Annotated in this window: 6 protein-coding genes and 2 pseudogenes; 5 read left to right on the top strand and 3 right to left on the bottom strand. The window is 40.3% G+C overall.

Going from position 1 to position 12,797, the window contains the following annotated elements:
* Window positions 1-87 precede the first annotated feature (87 nt).
* Window positions 88-2,409, bottom strand: coding sequence for a peptidoglycan glycosyltransferase PbpC (gene pbpC, locus PR833_RS00430; RefSeq protein WP_154598977.1), 2,322 nt, complete (start codon window positions 2,407-2,409; stop codon window positions 88-90).
* Window positions 2,410-2,482: 73 nt separating this feature from the next.
* Complete coding sequence (locus tag PR833_RS00425; protein WP_272525802.1) at window positions 2,483-7,531, bottom strand: alpha-2-macroglobulin family protein; 5,049 nt, start codon at window positions 7,529-7,531, stop codon at window positions 2,483-2,485.
* Between the two features lie 306 nt (window positions 7,532-7,837).
* Between PR833_RS00425 and PR833_RS00420 the strand changes: the two are divergent.
* The 5 genes and pseudogenes from PR833_RS00420 to PR833_RS00400 form a co-directional block, all read left to right on the top strand.
* Window positions 7,838-8,346: pseudogene (locus PR833_RS00420) on the top strand (IS6 family transposase); the annotation flags it as partial.
* Between the two features lie 178 nt (window positions 8,347-8,524).
* Window positions 8,525-9,004, top strand: coding sequence for an Hcp family type VI secretion system effector (locus PR833_RS00415; protein WP_272525801.1), 480 nt, complete (start codon window positions 8,525-8,527; stop codon window positions 9,002-9,004).
* A gap of 8 nt (window positions 9,005-9,012) precedes the next feature.
* On the top strand, window positions 9,013-9,591 hold the full coding sequence (locus PR833_RS00410; RefSeq protein WP_272525800.1) for a hypothetical protein: 579 nt from the start codon (window positions 9,013-9,015) through the stop codon (window positions 9,589-9,591).
* Between the two features lie 427 nt (window positions 9,592-10,018).
* On the top strand, window positions 10,019-10,174 hold the full coding sequence (locus PR833_RS00405; protein WP_272525799.1) for a hypothetical protein: 156 nt from the start codon (window positions 10,019-10,021) through the stop codon (window positions 10,172-10,174).
* A gap of 1,098 nt (window positions 10,175-11,272) precedes the next feature.
* Complete coding sequence (locus PR833_RS00400; protein ID WP_272525798.1) at window positions 11,273-11,809, top strand: hypothetical protein; 537 nt, start codon at window positions 11,273-11,275, stop codon at window positions 11,807-11,809.
* A 21-nt stretch (window positions 11,810-11,830) separates the two neighbouring features.
* Here the strand turns inward: PR833_RS00400 and PR833_RS00395 are convergent.
* Window positions 11,831-12,797 (bottom strand): annotated as a pseudogene (locus PR833_RS00395) (IS256 family transposase); the annotation flags it as partial.

The following is a 12,797-nucleotide window of genomic DNA, read 5'->3' as shown; positions in this document are numbered from 1 at the left end:
ACAATTTCCTACAGTCACATCAACATTTTGTTAAACTTTTTATAGCAAAAAACACTATTTTTTTGACTCAGTCACACTTTTTATTTGTTACTTGACTTTAAAATTAACTGACGTGACTTGCCCACCAAGATCTAATACCGAAATTTGATAGTTTCCTGCCTTATCGAAGGTCAGTAAAACGCTACCATTGTGCTCAGTCTCTTGGATCTGTTCACCATTTAAAAACCACCATTGCTGCCCTTGCCCACCTTGTGTCATTAGACGCACATCCAAACTCGTTTTTCCTGGTAGCCGTTGCAGAATTTCCCCATCACGGATGCCCGAAATAAACAAAGGTGGTGTTTCCGTACGCAATGGAGGACAGGACGAGTCGATTGGCGGTAAACGATTTATCCGTTTTTCACTCTGTGGTAACCAAGACTCTAAGGTAATCGGCCACAAATAAACCTCTTTTTCCACTGCATTAGGGCAATCAGGAGCAACCTGCAACCCTTGTTCATTTACCCATATTTTCTGACGTAACCCCAATAATGATTCTTGATCTTTCGCCATTAATGTTGGCGGGATCGTATTATCTAAAATCCAACTTAAACGGCGTTGCCGACAATTACTATCCCCTTCTGGTAATACAGTGCCGCTAGGCCAACAGATCATCGCTTGACTGACCGTTGATGGCTTGGTGTCTTTTGGCATCAATTGATTCGATTGATACAAACGCCCTAACAATAAATTATTCACTTGATTCATAATGGGGATCGCGGTCGCATAACCTAATTGCCCGGCAACAGGAGTACCATCGGGCCGCCCCACCCACACTCCTATTGTGTAGCGTGGATTTACCCCGATAGCCCAAGCATCTCGATAACCATAGCTAGTACCTGTTTTCCACGCTAAATTAACTTGCGCGGTCAAACTACTATCAGGAACAGGGCGCGCTTCACCACCCATAATACGCCGAATAATCCATGCCGCACCCGCTGACATTAATTGGCGATCACGTATTGTGTCTGTTGGACGATAGCGCAATGGCGACACTTTCCCTTGGCGAGCAAAAGCACTATAAGCCGCAACTAGCTCATCCATACGAGCGGCAGTGCCACCTAAAATTAACGACAAATTAGGTTCGCTAGCTAAAGGAAAACGTAATTCTGTTCCCACATTACGTAATTTCGCCGTAAAACGCTTACTTCCGTAAACGTCAAGCACTTGTACTACAGGTAAATTCAGTGAACGGACTAATGCGTCACTCACACTCACAGGCCCATTAAAACCGCTATCAAAGTTCCCCGGTCGATAATCATCGAAGCGTCGAGGCACATCTTGCAGTAAAGATTCAGCGTGGATCAAGCCATCATCCATCGCTAAAGCATATAAAAAGGGTTTCAATGTTGACCCCGGTGAGCGCCAAGCCGTGATCATATCGACATGACCAAAACGGCCATTATCTTGAAAATCGATTGACCCAATATAAGCTTTCACACTCATATCAGTATGATCTACTACCAATATCCCTAGCGATGTCTGCTTAGGAAGCTGGTTTTTCCAGTTAATTGCCATCTCTTCCAATTGGCGCTGCAACCCTGCATCAATGGTGGTTTCAATGACCGTTTCTTGTGCATCTTTGACAACTCGGCGCGCCAACAAAGGCGCAGAATTCGGATTTTTGCGTGGCGCTAACCAAATCTGTTCTTGTTTAATATCTTCAATTTTATCTGCTGGCCACACCTGATATTCCGCGAGTCTATCGAGCACTTTATCGCGTGCAGCTTGCGCTCTTTCGGGGTAACGGTCTGGCCTTAGTCGACTAGGTGCTTGTGGCAACACCGCAAACAATGCCGCTTCACCCGAGGTTAATTTATCAGGTGCTTTGTTTAAATAGACCCAACTGGCCGCACCGATACCTTCAATCGTACCTCCATAGGGAGCTCGGTTAAGATACATTTCCAGTATTTCATCTTTTGAATAGTGATATTCAAGTTGTGCAGTACGCCATAACTGTTTCAATTTCCCTGTTATGGTGCGGTCATGGGGATCGACTAACCGAGCAACTTGCATTGAGATCGTACTTCCACCAGAGACAATGCGCCCTGAACTGACGTCTTGCCACAATGCTCTCAGTAATGAAAATGGGTTAACACCGGGATGTTGATAAAAATGACGATCTTCGTAGGTCAATAATGCTTCGATAAACTCAGGGGAAACTTGATCCAGTTTTACGGGGTAACGCCATATTCCTTCTTTATCCGCAAAACGCCAAAGTGGTGTACCATCCTGGGCAACGACCGTGCGCGCCATCTCAACTTGTTTTATCGGCAATGGCCAAATCTTATCTGCCAGCAAAAATAAAAGAGGCAAAAAAATCACCAAGCAGAGCAAAACCAACCCAGCGCGTCGTAATCTTTTTTTCATAGATGGATATACCGCAAACAAATAGCCCTTATACCGAAATCATCACGCATCCAGTATAAGGGCTGATTAAAGATTAACGAACGACTTCTAATTGGCCGTTAGCTTTACCTACCGCACGCCATTCAGGAACATACATCGATTCCACTTGTGGAGCCGGGATAGAATATACCCCCGGTGTCACGGCACGCGCCAAATAGACTAATGTTGTCGGTCTATATTGCTCAACCTCAACGGCTGCCACAAAGCGATCATCCCGATATTCCATATGGTTGACTTGTGATTGTTGCATATCATCAATCACTTCCTGCAAGTTTGGCGCAGTTTCACTCAGATTAGCACTACTATTTGCTAAGTTCTGGTTTTCAAGCTCTAAGCCAGCAGGCAATAAATCAACCACTAAAGCATCAGGTACTCTTTGTGAAGCATTAACTTCTAATTTCACCACGACCATTTCACCTGTTCTTAAACGATCGAGTGAAATTGGACGACCTTGCAGATCTAAATATGTTCGTTTCACATTCAACACATTCGAACTTGGTGTTGGCGTATACAATGGATAACCCACTACGTTCAATTGGCCATACAACGTGTTCGTTCCTGTATTTTCGATGCTATAACCTGTTTTTAGCTGCTCTTTAGTTAAAAACTCATTGATAGGCTTATCTGAAGTCATCGGTGGTTGTTGACCATTAATGACCGCTTTCCATGGGGTTTCTGTATTATTCACATAATAACGTCCCGCCAAGTACAGCGCATTGCTCTCTTGAGTTGAGAAGTACTGTTGAGATACCAAGTTGTTTGAAAGCATTTGCAGTTTTTGATCACGTGCTTTTGTCATCAATTGGTATTCATTCAGTAACGCAACGATCATCGCATCATCACGAATGATTGAGCCATAATCCCCACTGTAGCTGTAACGAGCTCGCTGCTTTTTCAACCCATCAGCAATTACATTATCACCCCGTGTTTTATCGCCCATCAAATTTAAAGCGATACCCAACTGTACTAGTGGCAACCCACTATTGGCTTCCTGACTTCTTGAGTAGAGTTGTCGTAATGCTCCGAGAGGCGCCTTTTGCTGTGTTGCAAGTACTAAGCCCGCATAGGCTTGGGCTGCAAAACGTGCGGCTGATTGATCATCTACATAGGGGTAATTAATTTGATTACCATCTTGTAAATAGCTCAATAAACGACTATTAGCATTGGTTAATGCCTCTTTCGGCACCGCATAACCACGCTGATTTGCTCGGTTAAGGAAATCCGCAGCATATGCCGTTAACCAGTACTCTTCTCTACCGTTACGATCCCATAACGAGAAACCACCATCAGGACGTTGCATGCTTAATAAATGAGGGATCCCCAATTCAATGGCTTTGCGACGGTCATCATCTGTCTGCGATTTTATCCCTAACTTATTCAGCTCTGCTTGTGAAGAGTATAACGATGGATACAAGCCACTGATTGTCTGCTCAAGACAGCCATATGGATAAGCAAATAGCTCACGAATATAGCGGGCAATCTGCAATGGTGGACGGCTAGTTAGTAAAACTTGACCTTCGAGCGTATTAGGGGAGAGACCTTGTAAATTCTCGGTTGGTAATGACCATTGCTCACCCGGCTCAATAGCAACAGCATAAGAGACCGTTTCCGCAGGCTGTGCAGGGCGAACCCCAACTTTCCAACTATTGCTATACGCTTTCAATGATTCATCTGGCAAATCAATACCATTGATTGTCATTGAAACCTCACCCTGACCATAACCATAATCCGCGCGAACTGGCAACGTTACCGTTGTGCGTTTACCTTTCACTAAGGCTAGCTCTTTCGTGGCGGTTCCTTCTAATTTCACCATTCCAGAGGCTTTAAAAGTCACTGTCACATTTTGTGTATTGTCCGTCGTGTTAGTGAGATCTAATGCGAAGTAAGATTTATCACCACCAGCCATAAAACGTGGCATCGACATTTGAGTGATAAGCGGCGCCGCTACCACGACTTTACTATCAGCATGACCAAAATCCTTCTCATTCCATGCTTGAGCCATTACGCGCAACTCACCATTAAAATCAGGGATCGGTAAGCTAATTTCACCTTCACCATTTTTATCTAATGTGACAGGTGCCGCCTGTTCCGCAATGATTTGCACTTCTGTAAGTGGCTTCATTCCACCACGATCTAATGAAGTATCTTCACCATCACCACCAAAACGTAAATTTGCTAACTTACCTTGGCCTTCAATGAGGTGACCGTACACATCGTACTGATCGACACTGTAACGTTTACGACCAAAGAAGGCGTCATACGGATCGGGCGTTTTAAAATCAGTAATGTTCAACACGCCAGTATCCACAGCAGATAGCAATACATTGACTTTTTCAGGTAATGGCTTGCCATCTTGTGCCGTCGCTTTCACTTTAACGATAAGGTCTTGGTTTGGACGCATTTGGGTTGGTGCTGAGAGCGCTAATCCAATCTTGCGATTTTCATCCGCTAACGGAAGATGAAGTACCCCAATCGCTCGCTTAACCGTTGCCTCTTTCGAGTCATCTCCTGGACGAACAACGACCGCAGTAATGTATAGGTCATGGCGAGCCCACTCTTTATTCACTGGTACCTCAATTTCCATTCCTTTTTCAGGAACATCAATTTCTTGCCACCACAGTGGACCATTACTTGATTCAAGTAAAATATAACCTTTACCCGCTTTTGGTGATTCCACACGAACTTTTGCTTTTTCACCCGGTAAATAAGCCGGTTTATTTAAACTCAGCTTAACTTGATCAGGGCGCACAGCCCCATTACCGCCCGTATTGTCTTGCCATGAATAACCAGCCCAAAACGGTAGACTGGTGACTAATTGGTTATTTTCATTGATAACCTCAAGACGGAAGGCACCCCAATCAACAGGAAATGAGACTTTTGTTGTCTGACCTTGACTAATCTTGATGTTTTCATTGGCCATCACTAAATCTTTTTGATCATAGTTTGATGTCCAACCACCACTTTCAGACCAATTCCAATAATAATCACGGCGCTCATAAATTAGGCGTGCAGTTAAATTGTTGGCCTCTAATTTATTTCCGGCAGCATCAGCAAAGACAAGCTCAAACTCCGCTAAAGAATTTTCATCAACATTATAGCGTTGGGCATAGCGGTCAGTTCGATAATCATAAATTTCCTTTTTATTGAATAATGGGCGAATACCCACCATCTCTCTTGCTGGCCATACGGCTTGCTCAGCACGACGGGTCACCGGACGCCCGCCCGCCTCCAATAGACTGACTTGCGCAATAACTTTTATTGGGGAGCGTAAAGATTCCCAATTACTTTGTGGCACACTAATGGCGGTTTCACCCGTATCATCTAGCGTTAAATCGAATTCATCAAGCTTACGTTGCAACCCTTCTTCGCTCGCAAAACCAAATTCAAATCCAGGTAATTTAGCTACGGCTTCACGATCAGGACGAATAAATATTTGCCCTTGAAGTTCATTACCCGCAGCGGGTGCACCATATAAATAGCGGCCTTGAATATCAAACTCAACAGGCTGATTATTCAAAATAGGTTTATCTTTTGTAGTGACATCTAATGCCATGCGTTCAGGCATAAAGTCTTCAACATTGAATTTATAGTAACGTAGTGGTGACCCGTCACCTAAATCAAAGCGTAATGACCAGCCCCCCGTTTCCGCTGATTGAGGAATTTCATACTGGTATTGATACAAACCATCATGGTCTTTCTCAGGTTGCCACACAAAACTTCTAACAACCTGTCCATCCGTTTTTAAAACATCCACTTTAACAGGTTGCGCTTTAAGTGGATTTCCATCACCGTCGCGTAATAACCCATTAACCAATAACAGTTCACCTGGGCGATATAAGTCACGTGGCCCAAACACAAAAAATTGTTTTGCGTATCCAGTAGGGCCTGAAATATCAAATTCAGAGAGGTCTAAAGCAGGTTGAGTAAGGTCAATCATGCTCGTTTGCCCATCAAGGGTCGCTAGCAATAATTTTCCACCCGCTAATTTATCTAATTTGGCATGCCCCTCGCTATCAGTAGTCGCTTGGTTAACCAATTGACCTTTTTCATCAAGGATACGCAGCTCAACGCCTTTAAGGGCTGAACCTTTTGCGAGTGATTGCGTAAAAACATCAACCTGATCTTGATAGCTATGCAGTGAGACCCCTATGTCACTCAGGGTGAATACTGTTGCAGGGAACTGATAACTGTAGCTACCCGCTTTTTGCATGATAGCTAGGTAGACGCCGTCTTGCTGTAGCTCTTTAATATCTTTTAAAGGTAGTAAAACGGTTTGGCGAGTGTTTTTATCAGGATTGAGGTCAAAGCGCCCTGTATAAGCAAGTTCGGTTTTATTGAGAAACTCTTCTGAATACCAATATTCATAGTTACTACGGTATTGCCACATTGACAGAAATTGTGGTAATTGCTTTTCGTCAATACGGAAAAAATTCACATCGACTTTATCTACATTCAGCGCAATAACGGGCAATCCTTGTGCTACTTTGCTCGGTAATAAGGAGCCTTTGCTTGCAAAACCAACAGTTGGGATAATCTGTGCTGTTTGCAGTTTTTTCTCAAATGGTTGCTCTATCGTACGCCCATTTATCGCCTTAATCCCTGTATTTACTGTGAGATTTAACTCTCTTGATGGCGGTAAGTGACGAAAACGTAACTCCATTTTATTATCGGATAGTTCCCAAGCACCATCCAATTTTCCTGATTTCACATCAACTAAGTTTAAATATTGACTAAAATCTTGCTCCTCATATAGCGGCACAGAGAAGGTGACAACCATTGCGCTTGCCCCATCTAGTTGCAACTCAGAGGCATCAAGAATAGTTAACTCTTTACCCGCATAGCGCTTCATCATTTCAGCTGCTGATAATTTCGGCGTAGCTCCCTTTGCCGCCGCTAACGGTGCCGTTTGAATCACTTTTTCTGTCGTTGCACTTTTTTCGGCTACGACGCTGTTTTCTTTACTATTTGTGTTGTCTGAATTATCACAACCTGTTAGTGCAATAACTGAGGCTAATGCTGCTACAATATAACGTTTTTTTGTTTTTAGACCCGCCAATGAAGCCCAACGAATATGTTGATTCATGACCGATTCTTCCTTTTATAGTTAATATATGGTGCTTTTACTTCCATCTATAAGTTGGAAGCTACAGAAATCTTGGCTGGATGTTAAAATAAGCAAAGACTGAGATAGTGCGTAAATCGGTTACACAATTTAACAGATTGTGCGATTAGTACCTATAAGACAAAGCGGAAAAAACCCTAACTATTTTAGGCTCTGTTGCTAAGTTTGAATGCCCCATTATGCTAAGTTAACCAGCCCCCTACGGAAGCTTACCTCATGAATGCATTTAAAGGTCGTCATTTCACCGATATTATCATCCTTTGAACTGTGCGTTGGTATTGCTGTAACTCGACGGACCTTAATCATTGGCATTTGGACGAAACTTATATCAAAGTGAATGGGAAATGGACGTACCTTACCGTCGAGGGCACACCATTGAATTTTATCTCTCACCACGTCGTAATACCAAAGCGGCTTATCGATTTTTAAGAAAAATAGTCAATCGAGTCAAAAAATGGCAAATCTCCAGAGTTATCAATACAGATAAAGCCGCACCCTATGGTTGAGCACTTAACCTTCTAAAAGAAAAAGGAAAATGTCCTGCACATGTAGAGCATCGACAAATCAAATTTCACAATAATGTGATTGAGTGTGATCACGGAAAATTGAAGCGCGTGACAAATCCCACCTTAGGTTTTAAGTCCCTCAATACGGCTCATGCAACCCTTAAAGGGATTGAAGTGATGCGAGCGCTTCGTAAAGGTCAGGTTGAGCATTTTTACTATGGTCAGCCCTTAGGCGAAGTGCGTCTAATGAATCGAGTTTTTGACCTATAATTCACTTTGAGCTGAAAAACTCAACGTCATCTCTTTATTTGCAACAGTGCCGCCCAACAACGATTTAGTTAGAAACAGAAAGTAGCCATTTTAGCTCAACACAACAGCTCCACCTATTGCAAATTTTAGAAAAAAATGCATTAATTAAGGTAAATTTTACATATGGAATGAAATATCTATGTCAGAAATGATTTACTTAACGCTAAAGGGAAACAAGCAAGGGCTTATTTCTGCGGGTTGTTCCAGCTATGATTCAATTGGTAATAAGTATCAGAAAGGTCATGAAGATCAGATACTTGTCTACTCAACAATCTATGATCTAGCACGAAAACAAAATGTATCTCACGCGCCATTCATCTTGATAAAAGCCGATGACAAATCCTCCCCCCTTCTGGTATCTGCAATTTCAAATAATGAGATTTTAGACTGCCTTTTTGAATATTATCGTGTAGATAAAAGTGGGGTAATGATCCCTTACAAAAAAATTCGACTCACTAAAGCATCCATCATCCGTATTACAAATGAGTCACCGAACTCGTTAACTGAAAATGAAATGCAACCATTTGAAAAAGTGTCACTGATATACGAAAGTATTACTTGCACACATAACACTGCAAACACTTCAGGCTATAGCATCAGAAACGAATCAGTTATGTAGGTATGACAATGAAAATCAATGATGTGTACTTTAATAGATTCGACGTTCCCATAGTAAGTTCTCCAAACCCTTACAATGATTCATTAATAGATGACCCTGTTAAAATCTTTATTGTTGTTAATTACAATTGGAAGATGGGCCATACAGGTATGGTGGTTGGAGAAGGTGAGGATGCTCTTTTATATGACCCATCAGGCGGTTATTCTGAATGCCTTTCCAGAGAATGCTACAATAATAATGAAGCATTGCGAGCGCCACGTGGTTCAGGTGAATTTTTCGAATATCCTGAATTTAATTGGGATGATTACCTTTCTTTTCAGTTGTGGGATGGCCCTGACGTTCAGATAATTGAATTTGTAGTGCCTAGAACTCAAGCAGAAAAAATAAAAGAGCTAATTTTTGAGCATGGGGGAGCAGGGTGGGCTATGTGTGCAGAAACCGTGTTCAATATACTTAAAGAAAGTGGCGGTATATTTGACTCTTTGGATAAAAAGTTCTTCTTCCGCGAAGATCCTTGGAATCTCAGAGAAAAATTAATTGACCTTCACTACCCTAAACGTAGGGAGCTCATATCAGGTGCTTATTAAATCTAATTTTTTTATCACATTAATATCACTGTTTATAAGTATTATTTTTTTTTACTTAGAAACAGTTCATGAGTTTTTCTTTAAACTTTATCCCCATTCTGTTAATTCTAAAATAGTTATTGAAATACAAAAATCACTATCATATTCATTTTCTTTGTATCTGATTGCTCTCGCTTTAATAATGCCACTTTTCTTTAAGAAAATTAATATTAATATGTTACATCGCTTTATCATATATTTTTTAATACCTTATATTATCAATTTGATTGTTTGGTATTTTAATGGATATCAAACTAATATTTACAAATATAATTCAGTAATGATTTCTGATTTTTTCTTTACATCCTATGTCATACACTTCATTTTTATTATTCCTATCGTCGCATATTTACTAGATTACACCTTTCGTTTTAGAATAAAAAAGTGAATGCATTCGGGCTACCTTGAACTGCCCAGCACCTACCATGCCAATAAAAAAGGAATTGTTGCAAATAAAGAGATGATATTGAGTTTTTCAGGAGAAGAAAGGCTGGAAACTCTACTTTATACCGCTACTGAAGAAAGGGAAGAGATCAAAATGTAAAAACTCTCTTAGGTACTAAGATAATTTGCAAGTTTACAGATGAAAATAAAATGATAAAATCACTGGAGTTAATAAATAAAGTAATTAAATTACACCTAAGAGTTAATTCAATTAGAAAAAGGTTGGCAGGTTTTTATCTACTTTCATTTCTTGTCCTGTTTTTGGTGTTTATTCTGAGTATTAATGGGAGCACTAATAAATTTATGAGCCAACAAAACGTAATACCTCAGACTCAAGCAGATAATGTTAAAGTTTAGAAAAAACACCATTGATAATACTATTGCTCATGATAATGCCATGAATAACGACACCTATAAACGTAACTAACTTATTTATAATAAATTTTCATTATTATTTTAAGTGCTGCCCTAGATAATATTAGTTATCTAGAGCAGATCCTAATTATTTATCACCTGTGACGTATGAAAGTTCTTATCAGAAAAATATCCTAATTTTGTTGTGCTGGATATTCATGCTATTAGATTTATTTTTTTCATTAATTATAGTGTTAGGAAGTAGGGATGGTAGAGTTGTACAAATATCAACCCATGCCTTTTTATTCCTAGCTTCCAGAACATAACAAGTATTATTTGTGTTGACCGCAATTAAATTACCAGTCATTACTGTTGATGAAATATCAATAGAATTTATATCACACAGGGAACAAACAACTCTGTTCACTTTTTTTTCATAAAAAAATATGAAAAAAACCACCCAAAAGGAAGTAATACAATGACATTTTTTGTTCGTAAATTAAATTGTTTTTAGTTTCATCCACATGGATCTCACTTACTAATCTAATTACTTTTTTTCATACTATTTTCCTTGTATATTAATTTTCTAAACTAGATCATCATAATAAATATGAATTAATTATTACATGCTCAGTTATTCCTTACAACTAATTTCAACGGGCTTGTTGCAAATAATAAATCAGCGTGTTTTTTTGCTCAAAGCTCATTGAGTGTTTCAGACGAAAACAGTTTCTACATTGAATAATCGATTGATAAAGGTAGATCGCTTCCACATCCGAAATTGTACTTGAGTGCATACCCATACGGTTTTTAACATGCGACAAAACAACACTAGGAGATGGGAGTGGAAACATTAAGAAGGTTCTTTGAGCTTAAGCTCCACAAATCTAATGGTAGCGAGTTTCAACGTTTGGTAGAAACCATCATGACATATAGACATCAGGCAGAATTTCGACAAGTAAAACCAAATGGAAGGCTGGGTGATGGTGGAAATGATGGGTGGATCCCAAATGAAAATATTTACATGCAAATCTTTGCCCCAGACGATTTAAGCAAAAGCGCTTATGTAGCCAGTAAGAAACTTAAAATGGACTTCATGAAAATATTAGAATCCTGGAGTCCGAGTCATCCAATGAAAGAGTATTGGTTTATTGTGAATGACAAATACAACGGCTTATCTCCACAAGTCCAAAAGGCTATACAAGAACTCGAAAGTGAATCTAATGTGAAAACAAAAGTAATTAGGGCAAAGTTACTGGAATTTTATTTTCAGAAACTTGATTTACAGACTAGAAAAGATATCGTTGAATTCCCTTCAAGTGACATTGCGAAGTACCAGAGGTTGTTAAATTCTTTATGTTGGAATTTATCGACCCTGTAAATAATTCTGTGTATTTGCCTTTTATAAAATGTGGCCGTTTAGGTGGTCACCGAACTCAATAATAAAACGACTCATTGCCTGTTTCCAGTTTTGAATTGGCATACTCCATTTTTTAGAGGCCGATTCAATCGCTAAATCAATCACTTTCCGTACAGAGTCATCACTGGGGAAGACCTTACGTTTCTTAATGGCATGACGGATAACGCTGTTTAATGACTCGATGGCATTGGTTGTGTAAATCGCTTTACGAATATCATCAGGGTAAGCAAAAAATGTATTCAAGTTTTCCCAATATGCGTACCAACTTTTACTCATTTGTGGGTATTTTTTATCCCATATAAGGGCGAATTTCTCCAGTGCCATCAACGCAGACGTCTCTGTTGCTGCACGATAGACCGTTTTTAGCCCTGCGGTCACGGCCTTGTAATCTTTCCAAGAAACGTACTTTAAGCTGTTACGCACCATGTGAATGATGCAGAGCTGAATTTGTGTTTGAGAATAAACGCTATTTATCGCCTCTGGGAAGCCTTTTAAACCGTCTACACAGGCAATCAGGATATCTTGAACACCGCGATTTTTAAGTTCAGTAAGCACCGATAACCCAAATTTAGCCCCCACATTTTCTGCCATCCACATGCCCAAAAGTTCTTTATGCTCTTCAGTATTAATGGCGAATGCAAGAAAAACAGACTTATTGATAACGCGGCCATCGTGACGCACTTTGATAACAATGCAGTCAAGATAAACAATGGGATACAGCGATTCTAGTGGTCGGTTTTACCATTCTTGGACTTGCTCTTTAACGGCATCGGTGACTTTTGAAATTAGGGCCGGAGAAACATCTGCATCGTACATTTCCTTGAACGTGGCCACGATTTCACCGGGAGTCATCCCTTTCGCGTAGAGGGATAAAATTTGGCTGTCCATCTGAGTGATGCGAGTTTGGTTTTTCTTAATCAACTGAGGCTCAAAGCTGCTTTCACGGTCG

The organism is Providencia sp. PROV189 (assembly GCF_028480065.1).
Lineage (GTDB): Bacteria > Pseudomonadota > Gammaproteobacteria > Enterobacterales > Enterobacteriaceae > Providencia > Providencia stuartii.
This window is presented reverse-complemented; position numbering and strand designations above follow the sequence as displayed.

Coding starts and splice junctions, on each gene's coding strand:
- pbpC (WP_154598977.1), bottom strand. CDS start 2,409: ATGAAAAAAAGATTACGACGCGCTGGGTTGGTTTTGCTCTGCTTGGTG.
- PR833_RS00425 (WP_272525802.1), bottom strand. CDS start 7,531: ATGAATCAACATATTCGTTGGGCTTCATTGGCGGGTCTAAAAACAAAA.
- PR833_RS00415 (WP_272525801.1), top strand. CDS start 8,525: ATGTCAGAAATGATTTACTTAACGCTAAAGGGAAACAAGCAAGGGCTT.
- PR833_RS00410 (WP_272525800.1), top strand. CDS start 9,013: ATGAAAATCAATGATGTGTACTTTAATAGATTCGACGTTCCCATAGTA.
- PR833_RS00405 (WP_272525799.1), top strand. CDS start 10,019: ATGCATTCGGGCTACCTTGAACTGCCCAGCACCTACCATGCCAATAAA.